At 41.3% G+C, this 22,582-nt stretch carries 19 protein-coding genes; 11 read left to right on the top strand and 8 right to left on the bottom strand.

Annotated elements, in window-relative coordinates; translation table 11 throughout:
• The first annotated feature begins 838 nt into the window (after positions 1-838).
• The 3 genes from aceB to EGC80_RS20800 all read left to right on the top strand — a co-directional run bounded on the left by aceB (position 839) and on the right by EGC80_RS20800 (position 5,889).
• Positions 839-2,491 carry a malate synthase A gene (aceB, locus tag EGC80_RS20810; RefSeq protein ID WP_124011998.1) on the top strand — a complete coding sequence of 551 codons (1,653 nt, stop codon included), beginning with the start codon at positions 839-841 and terminating at the stop codon, positions 2,489-2,491.
• A gap of 96 nt (positions 2,492-2,587) precedes the next feature.
• Positions 2,588-3,904 (top strand): isocitrate lyase, encoded by a 1,317-nt coding sequence (gene aceA / locus EGC80_RS20805; RefSeq protein ID WP_124011997.1) that lies wholly within the window; start codon positions 2,588-2,590, stop codon positions 3,902-3,904.
• A 521-nt stretch (positions 3,905-4,425) separates the two neighbouring features.
• Positions 4,426-5,889 (top strand): HDOD domain-containing protein, encoded by a 1,464-nt coding sequence (locus tag EGC80_RS20800; RefSeq protein WP_372491441.1) that lies wholly within the window; start codon positions 4,426-4,428, stop codon positions 5,887-5,889.
• Between the two features lie 159 nt (positions 5,890-6,048).
• Here EGC80_RS20800 and EGC80_RS20795 read toward each other — a convergent pair whose 3' ends face one another.
• The 4 genes from EGC80_RS20795 to EGC80_RS20780 form a co-directional block, all read right to left on the bottom strand.
• Entirely contained in the window at positions 6,049-6,654 is a 606-nt protein-coding gene (locus tag EGC80_RS20795; protein WP_124011996.1) for a nuclear transport factor 2 family protein, read from the bottom strand.
• Positions 6,655-6,705: 51 nt separating this feature from the next.
• Positions 6,706-7,530: a M90 family metallopeptidase gene (locus tag EGC80_RS20790; RefSeq protein WP_101032410.1), complete on the bottom strand. Its 825-nt coding sequence runs from the start codon at positions 7,528-7,530 to the stop codon at positions 6,706-6,708.
• Positions 7,531-7,855: 325 nt separating this feature from the next.
• On the bottom strand, positions 7,856-8,278 hold the full coding sequence (locus tag EGC80_RS20785; RefSeq protein WP_101032409.1) for a hypothetical protein: 423 nt from the start codon (positions 8,276-8,278) through the stop codon (positions 7,856-7,858).
• Positions 8,238-8,984 carry an AAA family ATPase gene (locus tag EGC80_RS20780; protein WP_124011995.1) on the bottom strand — a complete coding sequence of 249 codons (747 nt, stop codon included), beginning with the start codon at positions 8,982-8,984 and terminating at the stop codon, positions 8,238-8,240. Before EGC80_RS20780 ends, EGC80_RS20785 begins: the two co-directional genes overlap by 41 nt.
• 739 nt (positions 8,985-9,723) lie before the next feature.
• On the opposite strand from EGC80_RS20780, the gene EGC80_RS20775 reads away from it, so the two are divergent.
• Positions 9,724-9,936 (top strand): DUF3820 family protein, encoded by a 213-nt coding sequence (locus tag EGC80_RS20775; protein WP_101032407.1) that lies wholly within the window; start codon positions 9,724-9,726, stop codon positions 9,934-9,936.
• Positions 9,937-10,227: 291 nt separating this feature from the next.
• Here the strand turns inward: EGC80_RS20775 and EGC80_RS20770 are convergent, their stop codons facing one another.
• The 4 genes from EGC80_RS20770 to EGC80_RS20755 form a co-directional block, all read right to left on the bottom strand.
• A complete protein-coding gene (locus EGC80_RS20770) occupies positions 10,228-10,734 on the bottom strand; it encodes a GNAT family N-acetyltransferase (RefSeq protein ID WP_124011994.1) in 507 nt (168 codons plus the stop codon).
• 57 nt (positions 10,735-10,791) lie between these two features.
• On the bottom strand, positions 10,792-11,094 hold the full coding sequence (locus EGC80_RS20765) for an NrfJ (protein ID WP_101032405.1): 303 nt from the start codon (positions 11,092-11,094) through the stop codon (positions 10,792-10,794).
• Between the two features lie 141 nt (positions 11,095-11,235).
• Positions 11,236-12,972, bottom strand: coding sequence for a bifunctional metallophosphatase/5'-nucleotidase (locus EGC80_RS20760; RefSeq protein WP_124011993.1), 1,737 nt, complete (start codon positions 12,970-12,972; stop codon positions 11,236-11,238).
• Between the two features lie 616 nt (positions 12,973-13,588).
• Positions 13,589-14,647, bottom strand: a complete 1,059-nt coding sequence (locus EGC80_RS20755) for a hemolysin family protein (protein ID WP_124011992.1) — start codon at positions 14,645-14,647, stop codon at positions 13,589-13,591.
• A 524-nt stretch (positions 14,648-15,171) separates the two neighbouring features.
• Between EGC80_RS20755 and EGC80_RS20750 the strand changes: the two genes are divergently transcribed.
• The 7 genes from EGC80_RS20750 (at position 15,172) to bamB (ending at position 22,489) form a co-directional block, all read left to right on the top strand.
• Positions 15,172-16,293: a bifunctional tRNA (adenosine(37)-C2)-methyltransferase TrmG/ribosomal RNA large subunit methyltransferase RlmN gene (locus EGC80_RS20750; protein ID WP_124011991.1), complete on the top strand. Its 1,122-nt coding sequence runs from the start codon at positions 15,172-15,174 to the stop codon at positions 16,291-16,293.
• A 31-nt stretch (positions 16,294-16,324) separates the two neighbouring features.
• Positions 16,325-17,110, top strand: a complete 786-nt coding sequence (pilW, locus tag EGC80_RS20745; RefSeq protein ID WP_101032401.1) for a type IV pilus biogenesis/stability protein PilW — start codon at positions 16,325-16,327, stop codon at positions 17,108-17,110.
• Positions 17,110-18,087 carry a RodZ domain-containing protein gene (locus tag EGC80_RS20740; protein ID WP_124011990.1) on the top strand — a complete coding sequence of 326 codons (978 nt, stop codon included), beginning with the start codon at positions 17,110-17,112 and terminating at the stop codon, positions 18,085-18,087. The genes pilW and EGC80_RS20740 overlap by 1 nt, the downstream gene beginning before the upstream one ends.
• A 30-nt stretch (positions 18,088-18,117) precedes the next feature.
• Positions 18,118-19,233, top strand: a complete 1,116-nt coding sequence (gene ispG / locus EGC80_RS20735) for a flavodoxin-dependent (E)-4-hydroxy-3-methylbut-2-enyl-diphosphate synthase (RefSeq protein ID WP_101032399.1) — start codon at positions 18,118-18,120, stop codon at positions 19,231-19,233.
• Positions 19,234-19,331: 98 nt separating this feature from the next.
• Positions 19,332-20,606 carry a histidine--tRNA ligase gene (gene hisS / locus EGC80_RS20730; protein WP_101032398.1) on the top strand — a complete coding sequence of 425 codons (1,275 nt, stop codon included), beginning with the start codon at positions 19,332-19,334 and terminating at the stop codon, positions 20,604-20,606.
• Positions 20,607-20,620: 14 nt separating this feature from the next.
• Positions 20,621-21,241: a tetratricopeptide repeat protein gene (locus EGC80_RS20725; RefSeq protein WP_101032397.1), complete on the top strand. Its 621-nt coding sequence runs from the start codon at positions 20,621-20,623 to the stop codon at positions 21,239-21,241.
• A gap of 12 nt (positions 21,242-21,253) precedes the next feature.
• Positions 21,254-22,489: an outer membrane protein assembly factor BamB gene (gene bamB, locus EGC80_RS20720; RefSeq protein ID WP_124011989.1), complete on the top strand. Its 1,236-nt coding sequence runs from the start codon at positions 21,254-21,256 to the stop codon at positions 22,487-22,489.
• Positions 22,490-22,582 lie beyond the last annotated feature (93 nt).

Raw genomic sequence — 22,582 nt, 5'->3', positions numbered from 1 at the left:
TCACCGCTGTTTAATACTTTCGACTGCACCATTTTGGTTCTCTATTGCCCCATTCGTGAACTTTTTTCATTTTTTAAAAAAAAAATTTAATTTTATTTAAAACAGACCAATCTGCTTGATCTTGTTGATCGGGTGACGTAACTCACACTTTTAAACGTCCTAATGTCTTTTTTTATAACGTTTACGTGAACGTAAATTTAAAACGGTTGTTTAAATTTTTGAGTTGACTGCTTTAGTTTAGTATCTTGTTTTTAAACAATAAAATGTAGTTACGTATAGGTAAGTTAAAAACGTTATCAAATTGTTTAATTCAACAATTTAGACTAAAGTTATGTAAATATATATTTACATTAAGTAATTAAATTACAAGCTTTTATACTATTTCAGTTTACTGGTCAATTGGTAAGATGAATTTGTACCCACTCGTTTAAAGTATAAACTCTAATTATTAAAGTTAATATTAATCATTAGCTTAATTGCTTTTTATTCTTTGGTATTACCAATTTGTGTGATCGTCGACACTGTGTTTAAGGCGGTTTTGGTAAAGTATTAACTGTTGCAATTACAAACGTTTTTGGTTAGTTTTTAGTACGAAACAAACATTTGAACGTTTGTATTTTTAACTTTCAGGTTAACCGTCAGTTTCAGTTAACGATTATGGGCATACTTTTTATTGAACTTGATTTGAAACATTTAAGCGTAGGCCGTGATAGTGGTGCTTAGCTTTACGATTCAATGTGAGTGATAGCAATAACTAGTCTGTTTAAGTAATGAAGCATGACAACCAACATCAACACATATAGCACTATCAACACTGATAGCACTTAGGGAGCCAAATATGACCGCAGAACAATTGGTAGCTCAATACAGTAAGTCCACAGCAAATGCTGATGATTCGCTTAAAACCGATCTCACGTTTATTGGTCCCACTGTCAACGGCCAAGATGAGGTCTTTAACTCTGGCGCCGTGACTTTCCTTGATTCGTTATGCGCAAAGTTTGTTGATGAAGTACCTGAGTTGTTAAGTAAACGTCAACATAAACAAGCTCGTATTGATGGCGGTGAGTTGCCAGACTTTTTACCTGAAACTCGTGCGATACGTGATGGTGATTGGACTATTCGCGGCATGCCTGAAGATCTAACTGACCGACGTGTTGAAATTACCGGTCCGGTTGACCGTAAAATGATCATCAACGCGATGAACGCCAATGTAAAAGTGTTTATGGCTGACTTTGAGGACTCCTTAGCACCAAGCTGGCTAAAGATTGTAGAAGGTCAAATTAACCTTCGTGATGCCGTACGTGGTGATATTGATTTTACCGCCCCAGGAACAGGTAAGCATTATTCGCTTAATCCAGACCCTGCGGTATTAATTGCACGTGTACGTGGTTTGCATCTTATTGAAAAACACATTGAATACAAAGGTAAACCTATTCCTGGTGGTTTAGTTGATTTTGCAATGTACTTTTATCATAACTATCGCCAACTGTTAGCTAACAACTCAGGACCTTACTTTTATATTCCTAAGTTAGAAAGCCATCTGGAAGCGCGTTGGTGGGCGAAAGTCTTTGCCTTTGTGGAAGAGCGTTTTTGCTTACAGCCTGGCACGATTAAATGTACGTGTTTAATTGAGACTTTACCTGCGGTGTTTGAAATGGAGGAGATCCTTTATGAGCTTCGTTCGAACATTGTCGCGCTTAATTGTGGTCGTTGGGACTATATCTTTAGCTATATTAAGACATTAAAGAAATACCCTGATCGTGTGTTACCAGACCGTCAAGCCGTGACCATGGACACTAAGTTTTTAAGCGCCTATTCACGCTTACTGATTAAAACCTGCCATAAACGCGGCGCATTAGCGATGGGTGGTATGGCGGCGTTTATTCCAGCCAAAGATGAAGCGACTAACGAACTCGTATTGCAAAAAGTACGTGGCGATAAAGAGTTAGAAGCCCGAAATGGTCACGATGGTACTTGGGTTGCTCATCCAGGTTTAGCCGACACCGCAATGAAAATTTTTAATGATTATATTGGTGGCGATAGAACCAATCAATTGCATATTACCCGTGATGTGGATGCGCCGATTTTAGCCAGCGAATTACTTGAGCCTTGCGATGGAGAGAAGACGGAAGCGGGAATGCGTTTGAACATCCGCATTGCTTTGCAGTACATCGAAGCATGGATCCAGGGTAATGGTTGCGTACCGATTTACGGTTTGATGGAAGATGCTGCTACAGCAGAGATATCGCGCACTTCAATTTGGCAGTGGATCCAACACGGCAAGAGCTTATCAAATGGCAAATTAGTCACCAAAACATTATTTAAAGACATGTTGAAAGAAGAAATGGCCAACGTGAAGAAAGAGCTCGGTGCTGAACGTTTTAATGCTGGCAAGTTCACTGTAGCAGCAGGGCTGTTCGAGCAAATTACCACTTCAGATGAGCTAGTCGATTTCTTAACATTACCAGGATATGAACTGCTAACGGCTTAATACGCCAGTTATCAGAATATTAATTACAACACTACTGAATTAGGCAAAGTCGAAAAATTCACTTTGCCGACCCATTACACAGGAAGGAGCGACATTATGACTACACAACTAACTCGTCAGCAACAGGTTGATGCTATTAAGAAAGATTGGGCTGAAAATCCACGTTGGAAATCGGTTAAGCGTCCTTTTACCGCTGAAGAAGTCGTCGCATTACGTGGCTCTGTCGTGCCAGAAAATACGATTGCGAAACTGGGTGCCGCAAGATTGTGGGCTCTGGTTAATGGCGGCGCTAAGAAAGGCTACGTTAACTCTCTTGGTGCACTTACAGGTGGTCAAGCTGTACAACAAGCAAAAGCGGGTATTGAAGCGATTTATTTATCAGGCTGGCAGGTTGCTGCGGACGCTAACTTAGCGGGCACTATGTATCCTGACCAATCACTATACCCAGCTAACTCTGTACCAGCAGTAGTAAGCCGTATTAATAACTCATTCCGCCGCGCTGACCAAATTCAATGGGGCAAAGAAGTCAATCCTGGTGATGACAATTACACTGACTATTTCCTACCTATTATTGCAGATGCAGAAGCGGGTTTTGGTGGCGTACTAAATGCTTTCGAACTAATGAAGTCGATGATTGATGCTGGTGCTGCTGGGGTTCACTTTGAAGACCAACTCGCGTCTGTTAAAAAGTGTGGTCACATGGGCGGTAAAGTTCTAGTGCCAACCCAAGAAGCAGTACAAAAGCTTGTTGCTGCCCGTTTAGCTGCAGATGTGAGCGGTGTAGATACGTTAGTTATTGCACGTACTGATGCTAATGCTGCCGATTTAATGACTTCAGATTGTGATGAATATGACCGTGACTTTGTGACAGGCGAGCGAACTAACGAAGGTTTCTACCGCGTTAAAGCTGGCTTAGACCAAGCGATTTCTCGTGGTCTTGCCTACGCACCTTATGCTGACTTAATTTGGTGTGAAACCGCTAAACCTTGTCTTGAAGAAGCGAAGAAGTTTGCTGATGCCATTCATGCACAGTACCCAGATCAACTACTTGCTTATAACTGTTCTCCTTCGTTCAACTGGAAGAAGAACTTGGATGATGTAACAATTGCTAAATTCCAGCAAGAGTTATCAAACATGGGCTACAAGTACCAGTTCATCACGTTAGCAGGCATTCATAACATGTGGTACAACATGTTCGATTTAGCCTATGACTATGCACGTGGCGAAGGCATGAAGCATTATGTTGAAAAAGTACAAGAACTTGAATTTGCTGCAGCTAAGAAAGGTTACACTTTCGTGTCGCATCAGCAAGAAGTGGGTACTGGTTACTTCGATCAAGTAACAACATGTATCCAAGGCGGTAAGTCTTCAGTAACTGCACTAACGGGCTCTACTGAAGAAGAACAGTTCTAAGATAGTTGCCTGACCATTTTACAAGCTTAGTCACTTTGTGACTGTTGTAACCCCGTGCGGCTCACCTACAGGTCGTACGGGATTTTTATCCAAGTATGATGGATTATAAGTATATGCTTAGTTGTTGATCCTGATTGTTTGGGTACTTCCTCCCGGTAAGCTTTTTTAACCACATTATTTGTGATTGCGGCTCTTGCGAGCCGTTTTTTTTTACCTACTCATTTATCCAAAAATCCCACGGATTGACCTTAATATGGCATTGGTGGGTTGCACCTCAGACCACTCCTAAGCAAAAAGATAAGCAGAGCCTAAATAAAGTGATTAATCACAATATAAATTGTCGTTTATTCAGTGTGCTAGAGTCAATTTTGTTAACTTGCCAGTCAGTATGATTGAGGATGCCGAAAGTGTTGTTTTTGCGTTGATACGTGAGCTAGCTTGAGCGAGTAACAATATCTACAAGACACTGTGATGAAATTGAGTATACTGAAAATAATATTTGTTACATTTAGGCTGTTTTTTTGAAACCTATGACTCCGCAAAAAGGGGCTGATTACTGGACTAAACGGATCAGTGATCAAGAAATGCCTGCATTATGTTCAACCGTGCTTGATTTAGAAAGGCTGGCAAAAGACGATGTGTCTTCGTTATCTTTATTAGGTCGAAGTGTGATGCACGATAACGCATTAACGTCACGTATTTTACGAGTGGCTAACAGCGCCATATACAACAAAGGCATTAGTCAAGTCTCAACGGTTAGCCGCGCGGCTGTGGTGCTAGGTTTTGATACTATTCGCAATATCTGTCTTACCGCTAAATTACTGACCAGCTTATTAGAAAATAAACACCTTTCAGAAGGTGTTTACCAGCGTTTATTAAAGCTGATGGCGCAGTCATTTCAAGCGGCGATGTTGGCTCGAATGATGATGAGCGACAAGGGCGAGTCGTTGCGTGAAGAAGTGTTTATTGCCTCTTTGTTATATCGGATAGGTGAAAGTGCTTTTTGGAGTATGGGTGGTGAGCAGACCGAGCAACTGGATAAAAAATTATTAACCATTGAGGATAACATTGAGCAAAAATCACTGATCCGAGCTGAACTTGGCACCTCATTTCCTCAGCTTACCCAAAGTATTGCCAGAAGTTGGGGTTTAGGTGAAGTATTGATTAAGTCTTTAGCACAACCTGATGAGCGCATGCCTGAGATCCGTTGTATATTTTTAGCGAATAAGTTATCAGAAATTGTTTCTCAGCCTAACGTTAATGCTGAAGAATTACATAAGCGCTTATCCCAAGCCGCAGACATGTTAGACATCAGTGTGGATGAGTTTACACAACGATTCATTGATTGCAGTGACATCACCCATAAGTTAGCCATTGAATATGGTGCCAAAGCCATAGTGTCTTATTTACCTAATACTGGCGACGTATTAGAAAAAGCCGATTCTCCGATTGAGCCCACAGAGATACGACAAACCAACCAAGGTTATCAATTAAGAAAATTGAGGCAACTCACTCATTATGCGGTGGAGAAAACTGATTTTAATCAAATAATGCACACCACATTAGAAGGGATGCTAACCGGTGTTGGCTTGGATCGTTGTGGCGTGTTGTTACTATCACCGAGCCGTAAATTATTACAACCCAGAGTGATGATGGGTGATGGTGCAGAGTTATTAAAACAAGCCTTTGTGATTGAACTTGATGATCCAACATCGGTTTTCACTCAATGTGTGGGGCAAAAAAAGAGCTTTTGGGTAAATACACCAACCAGTAATGAATGCAAAGTACAAGTTGATGATGTGCTAGTTGAACGTTTTTCTCAACATGGTTTTTTATTAGCGCCACTCTGTGTAGGTCATAAAGTGTTAGGGTTATTCTATGCCGATAGGCAGGGTTCTGAACGTCATTTTGAGCAAGAAGATTTCGACAGTTTTACACACTTTAGTGAACTAGCGAATGTGTGTTTTAGGGTGTCAATGACATAGAAGGATTATTGATTCTTGAATGCTGAATGTTGTGCAATTACCGACAATCTTAAAAGCTAAGCTTTAGATATTAGGTATTAGGTATTAGGTATTAGGTATTAGGTATTCAGTTTTATGGTGGTCATGATAATCGACAATGGCCACCATATCCTTAAATCCTTATTGCATAATTAAGCTGGTAATACGTTTAGCTTTGTCGTTTGGGATTGGGAAACTCAAATGATACTGAGCAATTTTCCAACCATCAACTGTTTGTACTAACGCGCCAGTACCACGGCTGACGCCATAAGCTGGGCTGTAGAGCTGTTCGTCAAATACAATCGTATCGTCAATTTGTAACAAGTGACGCGATTTTACATCGTAGTGCCAACCTTGAGTGGGTTTAGCATAGCGCTCAAATTCAATCATATTCCAACGCTCTGATGCATCGGTGCCAATAAACACGGCTTGTGGGTGATAAAGACTAAAATAAGTACTCCAGTCTGCTGCAGCAGCACTTTCATGTAATTGATTTAATAAGCCACTAACAGCTTGGCTGTCTTTTGCAGATAAACCTTGGCTGTCAATTAACTCGTTTTTTTGATTGATGTCTTTAATCACAGCTTCGCTTTCGGAGCTCACTTGTTGACTCACGTGTTCATTTTTCGGCTCGGTTTGACTTTGTTCTGTGGTTAATTCTTCCGCCTGCGTTGCGTGTAAGTCAAAAGCCGTCACTGTGGTCATTAACACGGCAATAAAACCGAGTCGGTGGATAATTGATTGCATAGTATCCCTTTTCATATTGTGAATTATTATGATGTTTTTACTATTAGTATTCTAGTGCCAATTTATGGGATCTAGCTGATAAAATTGGCTCAATTCTTTATACAATTGTTGATGTTGTTGATAAAACTCTACAGGTCGTTCGAAAAAAGTTTCACTGATCACCGCAAAAAACTCCGCCGGATTGGTCGCGCCATAATAATTGAATAATGACGGGATATGATGCTGAGCGCAATACTGAAGTTGCTGAAACTCTTGCCCCAGTGTTGTTGACCATGAGCGATATGAAGTGATATCTCGCAGTGGAGGAGCGCCATTGGCGCTGCCATCTTCTTGATCAAGTTGATGAGCAAATTCGTGTATGACCACATTACTGCCATCAAATGGATCTGCCGCGCCTTCTACAGTGCTGTTCCATGATAAAACAACTTTACCATACTCCCATGATTCACCTAGCAAGACATTACGTTGGGTCGATTGTACTCCCCCGAGGCCAGTTCGGTTTTGCTCAACAATAAATGCACTTGGGTAGACTAAAATTTGCTTCAGTTTAGGGTAATAGTCGGTTTTACGGTTGAGTAATAATAAACAGGCTTGGGCTGCGATGGTGACTTTTACTTCGTCATTAATTTCGAATCCGTTACAACCCACAAATTGTTTTTCATCGATAAAGATTTGAATATGTTTTTTGAGCTGAAGCTGCAAATCCGTCGGCATGGCTTTAAAGTATGGAAAGCGGGTTTTCAATATGTTACGCCATCGTGTGGGAAATGGCTGACGGGTGACGATATTACGTTGACGGTTGATACGCCATTGACTACTGACGATCCACCCCACGGCTATCATTGATATAACGAGCAATATTATAATCGCGATCATAGACATGTCCTGGTGGTCGAAGGGGAGTTAAATTATTGTCTCGAACCCATCATTATTGATTACTGGAGCTTGCCGATGAGTGCATTGCTCATTTTTTCATACTGTGAGTATTAATAATTAATGGGGTAGCGATTGAACAAATTCAAGCTTTAGTGAAAACTAAATAGTGATCAGGGTGTCGGCTATTAACTTTTTGGTTGGAATGAAGGCATTAAACTTTAAAAAAAAGCACTGACTAACAAATATTAACCTCATATTTGTTGCCAGCAAAAGGGTGGGGAGAAAAGAGTACTTATTTGCAATTATTAGGTGTATTTAAGATGTATTACTGGTCTGAAAAATTAGCCTCTAACATTTTTTGTTGTTGTGGTGATAGACTGAAATGTTGTGAAATCAATTGCCTGATGAGTTTTGATTTTGCTATGACTCCTTGTTGGCTCAGTAATGTTAGTTCATTTATTGCCGTTTCACTTAAGGTAAATGTACAGTGTTTGTAAGGCTGTTTTTTGCTTTTATTCGCAGACACCATTGGTTCAAGATACTGTGGATATTTACGCTGTAGAAAATCGATTATATTGCTCTGGTTATCGGCATTGGTTGTCGTAATTGTTTGCTTTGCATCATGTTGAGGACGGTCTTGACCCGCAGCATATAAATCGGCTGCCGCAATAAAGTCATCAATCGATACCGCAATGTTAGTGGTATTTTTACATAACGAAGCGTTTTTCTTGAGATCGGCTAGTCCCATAATTTCCTCTCAATGTGGTCACATTTGATGCAGTATTGCGCTGTTCGATGAGTTGTTTTGCATCGGTAATTTCGAGTAATTCGCAGGCAATACTGCGCATTTCTAATGCCGCTTTACCTTTTGGCTCTAATTCAAATACAGATAATCCCGATTCTTCACTATCGTCGTAAATATTACGACTGTAGTTAACCGCATCTAACACGTTAATGTCGTAGGTACGACAAACATCTTTTGCTTCTATAATTCTGCTTGCCTGATTAGGTAAACTTGGGCACTGCGTGATCACGAATGACGCTTTCATTTTTGGGTTAATCATCAAACAAGTGGCGACGATATCGTCTAAATGACTGACGGTTTTTAAGTCGCGTCGTTTGGGGCGTAATGGCATTAACACATGGGATGCCACTGACATGGTTGCTCTAAGGGCTAAATTATCTTGGCCACCGCAATCGACAATAACGTAGTCGTAATGTTGCTCTAAGCTGAGTAAGTCATTACGAATTTTTCCATAGAGTTGCACGCAGTTAATAGCAGGTAATTTAGGATTATTGTTACGGGCTTGGATCCAGTCTGATGTGGTTCGTTGTGGATCACAGTCGACCATAATCACGCTTGCATTCGCCTCTTTGGTCAGGAATACCGCAATATTTTGCGCAAGACAGCTTTTACCACTGCCGCCTTTTTCACCACCAACTAATATGATCATGGACGTTGCCCTCCCAATATAAATTAACTTACATCGTTAAATGTAATTGATAACTCACTGTAATTATGGATGCGGGTTTAGTCAATTAGTTGATTTTTGACAGTTTTTTATTAATGTCATCTGGGCGGTTATTTGACTGTGTTGAGTGTTTAGACAGAAAATTGACGGCGCTAGTTTACATGCGTCAATGTTACTTAAAGGTTAAATTTAATAATGACTTACGCCAGTTAAATACGGTTAACAATCCAGTGTGCTGACACCGTTTTAATATTGGCAGCAACGAGATAACCAATTTATATACATTAAATGACTATAGGATGATTTTAATATAGCTAATTGATATAACTTGATGATGCAGCTAAATGGGTTATTTTTAAGCTAAGGGCTGTTTGATAAGCGTTTATTAACCAGAATTGAGGTCAAATAGGGTATTTAACTTTAGCATTTACTTTAGCAGTGGCTTTATTAGTCGCTTTATTAATGCTCGATATTGTCACTTGAGCTTGTTTTTGAAGTGAACTTGGTGCTGATTTGACATGAATGGCCATTAACTCGACATCCGTCAGTTATGCTATTCCGTTGCTGGTGCCTTTACGGCCCGCTATAGCAAACAGATCCATTATCTGTTGATTTGGCGTAGCCTAAAGCAGTTTTGAAAATGACTCTGAGCTGATAAAATAGTTAATGTGATGGGTAATACAATAACCTTATTGATAATCAAAGGCCTGGAGCCATAGTGATGAATGAGCAGCAATTGTTAGAAGCGATTAATCAAACCATGCCATTTGGTAAATATGCTGGACGTAAATTATTGCATTTACCTGAACCGTATTTGGTCTGGTTTCATTCTAAAGGTTTTCCAGAGGGCAAGCTCGGTGAGCAACTCGCATTAATGTATGAAGTGAAACTCAATGGATTGGAAGAAATGCTACAACCGCTGTTAAAGCGTTGAAGCGGGTAACAAGCGATGACAAGCGATAACAGCCTAGAGGCTAGAGGCTAGGGCGGACTGCGTCCTGCTAGATCGCTACGCTGCTAAATAAAGCAGGGAAGAGCGATAACAAGCGTAACAGCCTAGAGGCTAGGGCGGACTGCGTCCTGCTAGATCGCTACGCTGCTAAATAAAGCGGTCAAAGCGTTCGCTCGTTAGCGCCCTTTTTGAGGCCACGCAATGGCGTGCAGTTATCGTTCTAGCTCTAGTTCTACCGCTGTTATAGGATCTAGCCGCGAAGCGTCCTAGCACCTAGGCTTTTAGAATAGGTTTTTTCATGTAAAAGCCGGTAAAGGTTTGACCGCGTTTTTGCTGATAGCTTGTGTGTTGCAAGATAAAGCCCATGGTTTCAAACAAGGGCTTAGATAAGCATGATGCATCAACACTGAGGTTGGAATATTGTTGCTGTATTGCCCAATGCTGTAAGTGACTGTATAAGGCGCTGGCGATGCCTTGGTGTTGGTAGTTGGGGTGCACATATAAGCAGTCTATGTAACCTTGATATTTAAAGTGTGTTTCCACACTAATAAAGCCAATAACGTGCTGGTTATCAAGCGCTAACCATGCTTTATTTCGTTTGTATCTTAGTTGCCAAAATTTAGCGGAACGGGGTGCTGAGGACCATGCATTGAGTTTTAATTTTGGGTATCTTGGATGAATAATACCTTGCACGGCACAATGGTACAATTGACTGATTTGAGTTGCATTTGACGCAGAAAAATCCACGATTTGATAAGGATGAGGAAATGAATTTTGCATAAAAAAGACCAATCGATAAGATTGGTCAATTATGTAAGGTTTTAGCAATAAAACGTACTATTTTTTATTAATATCACCAACAAACATGATTTTATCAAATGTTCTGTTGAGGCTTGAGCTTTTAAAGTCACTCATCCACATTTGCTCTGACACTTCGACCTTGTCACCTTTGCTTACTTCAGTTTGCGGACCTGCTGCCCAGTATGTTTTGTCAGCTTCTTTTAACTGAACATAGGTATAACCACCGCCATTCATGGTGTCGAGAACTTCAGCTTGATGTAAAGCGCCTTGTGCCCATGCTGAAGATACACCTATAGCCAAGGTGGCCGCTGCTGCAAATGCGATTAATTTAGCTTTCATGTATGTATTCCTATTTTTTATCTACAGATGATAATGGATAACGAGATTCGCTCAACTTTATGCTATTTAACCATCTCTGTTCACTGAGGTCTGTGATCTACTACGAATTATTGCGGTCTCCCAGCTGTTAGGCATGCTGGTTTAATCGCGGTGGCTAATATAATGTACATTGGCCAATAGTAGTCCGTTAATGAGGTGTCCATATTGACTGACAAAATCGATAAACGCTTCTGGTAATGTTTGATCCGTTATCGATTGTTGCCAATGTGCCAGCAACAATGCCTCATATCCTTCTTTACCCGCAGCGGTATAAGAACTTGATACCCCGAGATACAGCTTTTTAGGATCAAGGGTTTGCCATTGATCTTGTTTGTAAATTTCGACTTGGGTGATCCGTTGCCCTTTAATTTGCTTACCATCATAGAAGTAACGCAATCCGTAAGGATAAGGAAAACTACCTGCGCCAGTACCCATAATACCATTATTGGTTGCCGAGTTAATTGAAGACTCAAGCGCTTCAATGACATATTTCCCTTGGATTTGGTACAAGGTCAGGGGTAAATCAAAAGGTAAAATCCGTCCTACTACATCCGCTAATGACAATTGGCCTTTATTCAACGACTGTCTAACACCGCCAGCATTATGGAGGGCAAAATCAATATTCGGTTCAATATTTTTTGCGGCTTTATACATGCTTCTACTGACCCAAGGCGCAATTTCACTGCCGTGAGGAAAATGTTTACTGGGCAGGCGAGTATGGACAAAATCGCGCGGGATATGGGTTAGAATTTGATTTTCTATTGCGTCTAATGATGGTCTATATTGGGTGTGAATGACCGAGTGGATCTCTTCATCATGTTGGGCATCTTTAATACAAGGGTGACTAAAAAGTTGTTCAATTAATGCCGCTGAAGTATGACTGTCAGCAACAGTGCCTTGTTTTGTGGTTACGGTAATCTTGTTATCGAGCATAAAGTAATTGTTACCCAACAGTTCGACAACCTTACCTTGTTGGTCAAAACATATTTCAGCTAAACCAACCGTTTCAGCATATTTACCGGCATGTAAAATCGGCGTTGAATTAATTGTTTCGCCATAAGGGATATTACTCAGGCCAATATCACTCAGCTCGCCTTGGAGCGTATGCGAGTGACCACCTACAATCAGGCTTATGCCATCAACTTTTGCGGCCAGTTCCCTATCTTGATCTAAGCCTAAATGGCTCAGGACGATAATGTGATGAATACCTTGTTGGTGCAAGCGTTGTATTGTTCGCTCCGTGGTCTCGATGGCATTGACAAAGTGGGTATCAGGATCCGGTCTGGCAATTAAGCGCATTTGATCAAGAGTGATGCCAATTATCGCTAGCTTGGTATCATAAAACGGCTTAATTAATACTTTGGCCGTTTCAGTTGAGTCATCAAAGTCGTATAGCATTGGATGGCCATAAAGTCGGCCTGTTTTCTGGCGGTCTTCCTGACTTAAATCCATATTACCGGCTAATATCGGAAAATCGATACGATTTAAAAACGCTTGAACAGGGCTGTTACCCGCATCGATTTCATGATTACCTATGACCATAGCATCGGGCTTTAGCAGGTTTAGTAAATGGGCATTGGCTGCACCTTTAAACTCTCTAAAATATAAAGTGCCTTGAAAGCTATCGCCGCCATGTAAAAATAGAAATGGAGTTTGCTGGGCCGCGGCTTGCTGTCTTGCCTGTTCTATTTGATAACCTAAACGCGCATAGCCACCAGAATGGGCTTCTAGTTTATAAGTGTGCTGTTGGGCTGTCAGGCTAAAATGGACTGGACTAGGTTCGAAGTTAGAATGAGTGTCATTAATGTGAGCAATAGATAAACGATAAATATTTGGCATTTTTTCCCTCAATTTAATGTCGGTATATTATACCCATTTCATTAAATATGTAATCACTCAGCGTTTCCCCTGGTCTTTCAATTTAAGCTTGTTGGCGCAAGAGTTGCCATGTAACGCAGAAACAGAATACCTAAGAGTCTTTTATTGATCGTACTTAACTTCAATTCTGGTATAAGTAAGATAAAGTGATATAAATTAGCGTGTTGTCTGGTTTATTAACCTTGCCTTTTGTTTTGCGAGTAAAGGCGATAATAGCGCTGTTGTTGCAAGTCAATGCCACTTCGATCGCGGGACAAAAAGCGATTTGAGAACGGTTTATTATCTTAAGGATTGTCCAGAGATGAGGTTATAGATAATAATGCGACATATTTACACTGTACTATGGTATGGATTGAGGCTAACGCAGGATTGACTATTAGCCCCGTGATCACAACAAGTTTAGTGGGTTAACAATGGTAAAACACCTTTTTTAACAATTAGTTAATCGAATTGCTGTTAACATTGTTAATGATTAAGATAAATTTGAATATACATCATTCAGTTGGTATAAAAAAGGCTATAAATTGAATGTTAATAATTGGTTAGTCTGATTTTATAGCCAATAACGGAGGCTCAATTAACCCATATTATTTTCATCGTATATGACTAAACCTTTACTTTTTATCCGTCGTTGCCAAAGTTTGCGCGCCAATGCTTGCATATTGGGCGTTAAATCCTTTGAGTCAACGATTTCTAAACCAATTAAGGTTTCGATGATATCTTCAATCGTCACAATGCCTTCGCTTGAACCGTATTCATCAACCACCAAGGCGATTTTTGAACTACGATTGATCATTAATTGAAACAGCGGCAATACTCTTACGGAAGAGGGGACGACGAGTAAATTTTTTAAATGCTCTCCAATTTCAGTATCTGGGGCTTGGCGAGACTGAAGTATAATATCATTACGATTGACATAACCAATCACATTGTCACGATCACCTTGATAAATCGGGATCCGGGTAAAAGTACTGGACAAATACTGGTCGATAAATTGCTCATTAGTGATGTGAGTTGGTAATTTAAAAATCACTGTGCGGGGGGTCATGATGTCACTGACGTGCATGTCTTTCATCGACAACATTTGCGTTAACATCTGTGATTCTTGCTCACTTAATTCGCCACTGTCTTTCCCCATTTGGGTCATTGCGCTGAGTTCTTGACGAATGTATTGACCTTTTTCGCCTTTGCCGAAGAGATTGGTGACTTTTTGAGTCATCCAAATTAAAGGCATCGTCATCTTTTCCATCCAATATAAACATAGTGATACCGATGGAGCCAATTTGCGCCAGTAATTAGCCCCTAAGGTTTTAGGAATGATTTCTGAGAAGAATAAAATTAAAAAAGTCAGAACAGCAGAGAATACGCCAAGCATTTCACTACCAAATATGATGGCCGCCTTTGCACCAGCAACAGAAGCCCCCATGGTATGTGAGATGGTATTTATCGTTAAGATAGAGACTAATGGAGAATCAATATTTTGCTTTTGCTTATCGAGGCGTGCAGCAATAAAGGGGTGAGTTTCTTTGAGGGTTTCGATATAACTTGGAGTAACAGATAAGAGGACTGCTTCAAAAATACTGCATAGAAATGAAATGAAAATAGCAAAAAAGACAATCAAAAAAAGAGTTAACATAAATGTAAGTAGAAACTTCCTCGAGGTAGACTAAATAAACTGTATCAATTCTATCATAACATCCGATGCACTCGCTACAGTGGCTAAAACACGACATGAACACGACAATAGCGATACTGAGTAAACATCCGATTCACTCTCTACAGTAACTAAAACACTATACTAGCGATACAGAGTCAACTCGATGGACTCGCGACAGAGGCTAAAACACGACACGAACACGACAATAGCGATATTGAGTAAACTTGATGGACTCGCGACAGTGGCTAAAACACGACATGAACACGACAATAGCGATATTGAGTAAACTCGATGCACTCGCGACAGTGGCTAAAACACGACACGAACACGACAATAGCGATATTGAGTCAACTCGATGGACTCGCGACAGTGGCTAAAACACGACACGAACACGATACTAGATATATTGAGTAAACTCGATGCTCGAGATACTGGCTAAAACGTGATGCTAACTGTATAATTCGCCGCCCTGTTACAGGTTTTGGTGTTTTGAGGTTAGGCAGATGAGTGTAAAAAAAATCAATTTATTAGATTTTAATCGTAAAGGACTACGTGCGTTGTTCAGTGAAATGGGCGAAAAACCGTTTCGTGCCGATCAGTTAATGAAGTGGATTTATCACTTTGGGGTCACTGATTTTGAAAAAATGAACAACATAAACAAAGTTCTACGTGGAAAATTGGCTGCGAAATATGAAATTGTTGCGCCTGAAATTGCTAATTTTCAAGAGTCTGCTGATGGCACCATTAAATTTGCGATCAATGTTGGTCAGGGTCAAGAAGTCGAAACGGTATATATTCCAGAAGAGGACCGCGCGACGTTATGCGTGTCGTCGCAAGTGGGTTGCGCTTTAGAATGTACTTTCTGCTCTACTGGTCAGCAAGGTTTTAACCGTAACTTAACGGTATCGGAGATCGTCGGTCAAGTCTGGAGAGTATCGCAATTTTTAGGTTTCCATAAAGACACCGGCGATAGACCCATTTCTAACGTAGTGATGATGGGTATGGGTGAGCCTTTGCTTAACCTTGCCAATGTGATCCCTGCGATGGATATTATGCTTGATGATTTTGGCTTTAGTTTATCTAAACGTCGCGTGACCTTATCAACCTCTGGTGTGGTACCTGCGCTTGATAAACTCGGTGACGTTATTGATGTGGCATTAGCGGTTAGTATCCACGCCCCTAATGATGAACTGCGCGATGTGTTGGTTCCGGTTAACAAAAAATATCCATTACAAGAATTTTTAGCGGGCATTCGTCGTTATTTAGCAAAGTCTAATGCAAATCGCGGCCGCGTAACGGTTGAATATGTGATGCTTGATCATATTAATGACAGCACAGACCAAGCGCATGAACTTGCAACGTTAATGAAAGATACTCCATGTAAGATTAACTTAATTCCGTTTAACCCGTATCCTGGTTCTCCTTACGGCCGTTCATCTAACTCACGCATAGACCGTTTTTCTAAAGTATTGATAGAACATGGCCTCACCGTTATTGTGCGTAAAACCCGTGGGGATGATATTGATGCTGCTTGTGGCCAGTTAGCGGGTGATATTCGTGATAGAACAAAGCGTTTAGCAAAAAAACAAATGCAACAGAATCAGATTTCAGTCACAATGGAATAACTCGTTGTTTACATAGATAATAGGCTTATAAATGATGCACGGAATGCAAAAGGTTGGTCTGATTACCTTATTGGCTTTGTCTGTCACTGCTTGTGTGACTGAGCGTACCTACAGTGGTACTGATATCCCTGTAGCTGAACGTCAGTTTGATAAGCAGGGGGCCGCTAGAGAGCGTATGCATCTCGGACTTACTTATCTAAATCGTGGTAATAGCGAACAAGCTAAGTATAATTTAAATAAAGCAGTTGAATATGCACCCAATACCAGCGAAGTTCATATGGCAATGGCTTATTATTACCAAACCGTAGGTGATTTAGAGCGAACCGAAGCATCATACGAAAAGGCCATTAGCTTTAGTGATGTCACTGGTGATGCGCGGAATAACTTTGGGGTGTTTTTGTGTCAACAAAATAAATTTGTCGAATCTGAGAAAATGTTTCTTGCTGCGATTGAAACACCTAAATATACCCGCACAGCATCGAGTTATGAAAACTTAGGGGTGTGCAGTCGCAAAGCAGGTGATAAAGAAAAAGCGCGACAGTATTTTAATATGGCGTTAAAGTATGATAAAAGACGGCAAGTAACGTTGTTAGAACTAACCGAGTTAGCCATGGAAGATGCTGACTACGGCAATGCGCGCGAACAACTCGCAAGATACCATCGAGTTGCTAGTGAATCAGCAGAAAGTTTAGCCTTAGGGATTAAGATTGAGCGGGCGGCGAACGATGTAGAGGCCGTAAAACGATTTGGCATTTTATTAATTGCGAAGTTTCCTGCATCTCCACAAGCCAAAAATTATAGAGCTAACTTGAATTAATGACTAATGAATTCGAAGTAGAACAAGACGCAGAAAAAGCGGATTTGTTAAAAGACGTAGTGACAGCCGGCACCATTTTAAAAGCGGCTCGCGAAGCAAAGGGGATCTCGATTGAGACCGTTGCAACCCAATTGCATTTACGTCCCAAGATCATCGATGATCTTGAAAATGATATTTTTATTAATATAGCTTCTATCACTTATGTGAGAGGCTATATTAAGAATTATGCTCGTTTTGTTAGCGCCGACATGGCTGTAATACAGCAATGTTTAAGCCGTCAAGTGCCTGAAATCGTGGCACCGGTAATGCAAAGTTTTTCACGTAAGACGATCCATCAAGCTCGCAATAGTCGGCTTAATTTAGTGACTTACCTTATTGTTGCCATATTAATAGCGATGCTGGTGTTATGGTGGGTCCAAAAATCATCGTTACTGACAAATGTTGATTTATCACAGCCAACCGTTGAAGAAATTGCCGCGGAAAGTAGCATGCTTGATCCGCAGCAAATCATTCGCAGTGAATCTGGACAATCGCAAGCTGAAAACACCACCAGTGAGTCAGATTATGTGACTGAAGGCATCGATAGTTCAACTGATGCAGCTAGCAGGGCTGCGATCGAAGCTGAAGATAATCTTATCCAAACAGCGCAAAACGCGGCGAGCTCAACTCAGGCATTAACTCAACCGAGTACGCCATCGTCAACCATAACAGAGACGAGCGTATCAAGTTCTGAGAGTGTGTTAACGATTGAACTTTCGGGTGACTGTTGGGTTAACGTAACTGATGCCAATGGCAAAGTGATGGTTGATGGTGTGAAAAATGCGGCACAAAGAATAGAAGTCCGTGGTACAAAACCTTTTAAAGTGATCCTGGGTGCGCCTCAAGTAGCCAGTATCAGTCTCGATGGTAATAACGTCAGTTTAGCTGCGTTTTCCGACGGCCGAGTAGCAAGATTAACCCTGCCTAAAGCGTCATAATGCTTTAGCATAGCAATAGAGCATATTCGCATGTATAACGAATCCCCAATTATTCGCAGACCATCTACACGTATATATGTGGGCAATGTGCCTATTGGTGATGGTGCGCCGATTGCTGTGCAATCGATGACGAACACTAATACCAACGATGTTGAAGCAACCGTTGCGCAAATCCGGGCGTTAGAAAAAGTCGGTGCTGATATTGTGCGTATTTCTGTACCGACGATGGACGCAGCTGAAGCCTTTAAAATGATTAAACAGTCAGTGAATGTTCCCTTAGTGGCCGACATTCATTTTGACTATCGTATTGCCCTTAAAGTGGCAGAATACGGTGCAGATTGCTTACGTATTAACCCGGGTAATATTGGTAATGAACAACGTATTCGCAGTGTTGTTGAGTGCGCGCGCGATAACAACATTCCAATCCGTATTGGAGTGAATGGTGGATCGCTTGAAAAAGATTTAATGGACAAATATCGCGAGCCAACGGCTGAAGCCTTATTAGAATCAGCAATGCGTCATGTAGATATTTTAGACCGTTTAAATTTTGATCAATTTAAAGTCAGCGTTAAAGCCTCAGATGTTTTCCTTGCTGTTGCATCATACCGCTTACTGGCGAAACAAATTCGTCAACCCTTGCATTTAGGCATTACCGAAGCTGGCGGCCTGCGCGCAGGCTCAGTCAAATCAGCGGTCGGTTTGGGTCTGTTATTGGCAGAAGGCATCGGTGATACCATACGTATTTCGTTAGCGGCCGATCCCGTTGAAGAAATTAAAGTGGGCTTTGATATTTTAAAGTCTTTACGCATTCGTAGCCGTGGGATTAACTTTATTGCTTGTCCTTCTTGTTCGCGCCAAGAATTTGATGTGATTAGTACCGTCAATGAACTTGAGCGTCGTCTTGAAGACATTACCACTGCAATGGACGTGTCCATTATTGGTTGCGTGGTTAATGGTCCAGGTGAAGCACTGGTGTCAGATATTGGCTTAACTGGCGGCCATGCAAAGAGCGGTTATTATGATGGCGGAGTGCGTCAAAAAGAGCGCTTTGACAATAAAAATATTATCGATGGCTTAGAAGCCAAAATCCGTGCTAAAGCAAGCATGATGGCAAATCGCATCGCGATCACCGACAAAACTGAATAATCATTAATCCTGTGCATGACAACCTAAGTGTTGTCTATGTTGAGGGTATATTTACATTTTATTAGTGCAAGCTAATTCAAGAATTGGGCAAGTTAACAGTGGCAAAGCAAATCCAAGCTATTCGCGGTATGAATGATATTCTGCCAACGCAAAGTCCTTTATGGCAAAAAGTCGAAGCCGTATTGCGCTCATCAGTTAGTGCATTTGGTTATAGCGAAATTCGCACTCCTATTGTTGAAAGTACTGATCTTTTTAAACGCTCTATTGGTGAAGTGACCGATATTGTTGAAAAAGAAATGTACACTTTTGGCGATCGTAACAATGACAGCTTAACCTTACGCCCTGAAGGCACCGCCTCAACCGTTCGCGCGGGTAATGAGCACGGCCTTCTGTATAACCAAGAACAACGTTTATGGTATATGGGACCCATGTTTCGTCATGAGCGTCCACAAAAAGGTCGTTATCGTCAATTTCATCAGTTTGGTGTTGAAGTTTTCGGGATCGGCAGCGCCGATGTTGATGCTGAAGTATTAATGTTATCTGCCCGTTTATGGGACCAGTTAGGCATTAAAGAACATGTTGCGCTGGAGCTTAATACCCTAGGCGATCCCGCTGAGCGTGCTGCTTACCGCGATGCGTTAATTGCTTTTTTAGAGCAACACAAAGACAAATTAGATGAAGATAGCCAACGTCGGATGTATTCAAATCCATTACGTGTGCTAGACAGTAAATCGCAACAAGTGCAGGCTATTTTAAGCGATGCACCAGTATTGATGGAATACCTTGGTGAAGAATCAAAGACACATTTTTCAACTTTGTGTGAACTCTTAGACGCTGTTGGCATCCAATACACCATCAATCCGCGTTTAGTCCGTGGTTTAGATTACTATAACCGTACTGTATTTGAATGGGTTACCACTAGTTTGGGCTCGCAAGGTACGGTATTGGCAGGTGGACGTTACGACGGTTTAGTCGGTCAACTTGGTGGTAAAGATACCCCCGCTGTTGGTTTTGCTATGGGTCTTGAGCGGATTGTACTATTGCTTGAAACGCTCGAGTTAACCAGTGACATTGCCGCTGAAGTGGATGTTTATGTCACAGCAATGGGCGATAACTGCGTAGTAGAAGCCATTAAAGTGGCTCAAGAGTTGCGTCAACATTTACCAAGGCTTAAAGTCATGAGTCATTGCGGTGGCGGTAACGTTAAAAAGCAAATGAAGCGTGCCGATAAAAGCGGTGCTCAGTTTGCGTTAATTATTGGTGAAAATGAATTGGCCAGTAATCAAGTCGCTATTAAGCCATTACGAACTAACAACGAACAACAATTGGTTACGCGTAGTGAACTCGTAACTAAAATTGCAGAACTGATTTAAAAGGGGAAGTGCCAGTGGAAATTTATAGCACAGAAGAACAACAAGTAGATGCTATCAAGCAGTTCTGGAAAGATTATGGTACCTCGATTGTCGTGGGTGCCGTGGTAGGCCTTGGTGGCTTATATGGATGGAATACTTATTCAGACATGCAAGTGACGGCGGCTGAAGAAGCTTCAGAGTCATTTCAGTCTATCGTGACACAGGTGAATAATCCTGCTGCATTATTGGTTCAGGCAGAAAGCTTTGCATCAGAACATGATCAGCAAGGTTATCAAGCGCTACTCGAATTGATAATAGCAAAATCGGCAGTTGAAGCGGGTGATTTGGCTAAAGCAGAAGTTTCATTTACCAAAGTGATTGCGGCGCAACCTGGTGCTGGTTTGGGCATGGTCGCGATGATCCGTTTAGCGCGTATTCAAGCTGAGCAAAATAATGTAGGCATGGCGTTAGCCACGTTAGATCAAGTGACTGATAAAGCATTTGCTTCTCAACGTGAAGAATTAAAAGGTGACTTTTTAGTGCGTCAAGGTGACTTGGATAAAGCCAAATTAGCTTATCAAGCAGCAGTGGATAATGGTGGTGCGTTAACCAGTCCAGCGCTGACCATGAAGTTAGATAATCTAAATAAGGCATAAGGAACTTAGCCGATGAAGTCGTGGTGCAAAAATTTACTTGCCGTTGGGTTAAGTGTTGCTCTTATGTCTGCTTGTTCTTCAAGTGATGTTGAAGAAGAGCCTGTTAGTGAATTAGTTGATATACAAGCAACGGTGTTTCCTGAAATTATTTGGGATACCAGTGTTGGTGATGGCGTCGGCGATTATTATTCGCAACTTCGTCCCAGCGTCCGTTATGGCAAAGTGTTTGTTGCTGATCGCAACGGTATAGTTGTCGCTTTTGACGAAACAAGTGGTGATGAGCTTTGGAAGCAAGACTTTAATGATGTCTTCGAACAGCAGCTTGGAACCAAAACTAAAGGCATTCGTTTAGCTGCGGGTGTTACTGCGGCACGCAGTAAAGTGTTTATTGGTGGCGAAACGGGCTTATTAGTCGCGCTTGATGAGGCAACGGGTGACGTTGTGTGGTCTACGCAAGCTAATGGCGAATTATTATCGGCACCCACAGTGGCAGAAGATGTTGTCGCAGTGAATACCAGTAAAGGCACATTTGAAGCATTTAATGTCGATAACGGCGAAAAGTTATGGAGCTATGAGATGCAACTGCCAAACCTCACTTTACGGGGTACGGGTTCTGCGGTTTATGAAGCGGGCGGTTTCTTTTTAGGTTCTGCAGATGGCAAAATAGCTGTTGTTGTTAAAAGTAATGGTCAAGCAGCGTGGGAACAAACCGTTTTTAGTCCGACCGGTGCCAATGAGTTTACCCGTATGGCCGATATTGATATGACGCCATTAATATTGGGTGAGAATCTGTATGTTGCTAGTTACAATGGTAATTTAGTCTCTATGGAGCTTCGCAATGGTCGCGTAGTTTGGTCGCGTAAATACTCAAGCTTTAATGATTTGGCCGCAGCAGGTATCAGCCTGTTTTTAGTGGACGATCATAGCCGTATTTACTCAGTCGATCGCCGTAATGGTTTAGAGCTATGGAGTAATTCTGAGCTTAAAAATCGTCAGTTAACGGCTCCAGCAGTAATAGATAACTATATTGTTGTCGGTGACTTCGAAGGTTACTTGCATTTTATCGACCGTATTAGCGGTGAGGTTGTTGGCCGCATTGAAGTTGACAGCGATGGCTTATATGGCCAACCTTTAGTGGTGGATGACAAAATTTATGTTCAAGGTCGCAGCGGCAAAGTCGCCATTGTGAGTTTGAACAAACAAGAGCAAAAGAATCTTGAGGAAGATACCGAAACAGATGCGGAATAAGTCCTAGCACTATTGTTGCGTTAATTAAGGTATAATATCCTTACTAGAGCCCCTGGAAGCGTTCCGGGGGCTTTTTATTGAAAAGTTTTTTAG

Origin of the sequence: Shewanella psychromarinicola, from assembly GCF_003855155.1 — a bacterium.
In the GTDB taxonomy this organism is placed as follows: Bacteria; Pseudomonadota; Gammaproteobacteria; order Enterobacterales; family Shewanellaceae; genus Shewanella; species Shewanella psychromarinicola.
This window is presented reverse-complemented; position numbering and strand designations above follow the sequence as displayed.

Bases quoted from the DNA above. Each gene is read 5' to 3' on its own strand.
- aceB (WP_124011998.1), top strand. From the start codon at position 839: ATGACCGCAGAACAATTGGTAGCTCAATACAGTAAGTCCACAGCAAAT.
- aceA (WP_124011997.1), top strand. From the start codon at position 2,588: ATGACTACACAACTAACTCGTCAGCAACAGGTTGATGCTATTAAGAAA.
- EGC80_RS20795 (WP_124011996.1), bottom strand. From the start codon at position 6,654: ATGCAATCAATTATCCACCGACTCGGTTTTATTGCCGTGTTAATGACC.
- EGC80_RS20790 (WP_101032410.1), bottom strand. From the start codon at position 7,530: ATGATCGCGATTATAATATTGCTCGTTATATCAATGATAGCCGTGGGG.
- EGC80_RS20785 (WP_101032409.1), bottom strand. From the start codon at position 8,278: ATGGGACTAGCCGATCTCAAGAAAAACGCTTCGTTATGTAAAAATACC.
- EGC80_RS20780 (WP_124011995.1), bottom strand. From the start codon at position 8,984: ATGATCATATTAGTTGGTGGTGAAAAAGGCGGCAGTGGTAAAAGCTGT.
- EGC80_RS20775 (WP_101032407.1), top strand. From the start codon at position 9,724: ATGAATGAGCAGCAATTGTTAGAAGCGATTAATCAAACCATGCCATTT.
- EGC80_RS20770 (WP_124011994.1), bottom strand. From the start codon at position 10,734: ATGCAAAATTCATTTCCTCATCCTTATCAAATCGTGGATTTTTCTGCG.
- EGC80_RS20765 (WP_101032405.1), bottom strand. From the start codon at position 11,094: ATGAAAGCTAAATTAATCGCATTTGCAGCAGCGGCCACCTTGGCTATA.
- EGC80_RS20760 (WP_124011993.1), bottom strand. From the start codon at position 12,972: ATGCCAAATATTTATCGTTTATCTATTGCTCACATTAATGACACTCAT.
- EGC80_RS20755 (WP_124011992.1), bottom strand. From the start codon at position 14,647: ATGTTAACTCTTTTTTTGATTGTCTTTTTTGCTATTTTCATTTCATTT.
- EGC80_RS20750 (WP_124011991.1), top strand. From the start codon at position 15,172: ATGAGTGTAAAAAAAATCAATTTATTAGATTTTAATCGTAAAGGACTA.
- pilW (WP_101032401.1), top strand. From the start codon at position 16,325: ATGATGCACGGAATGCAAAAGGTTGGTCTGATTACCTTATTGGCTTTG.
- EGC80_RS20740 (WP_124011990.1), top strand. From the start codon at position 17,110: ATGACTAATGAATTCGAAGTAGAACAAGACGCAGAAAAAGCGGATTTG.
- ispG (WP_101032399.1), top strand. From the start codon at position 18,118: ATGTATAACGAATCCCCAATTATTCGCAGACCATCTACACGTATATAT.
- bamB (WP_124011989.1), top strand. From the start codon at position 21,254: ATGAAGTCGTGGTGCAAAAATTTACTTGCCGTTGGGTTAAGTGTTGCT.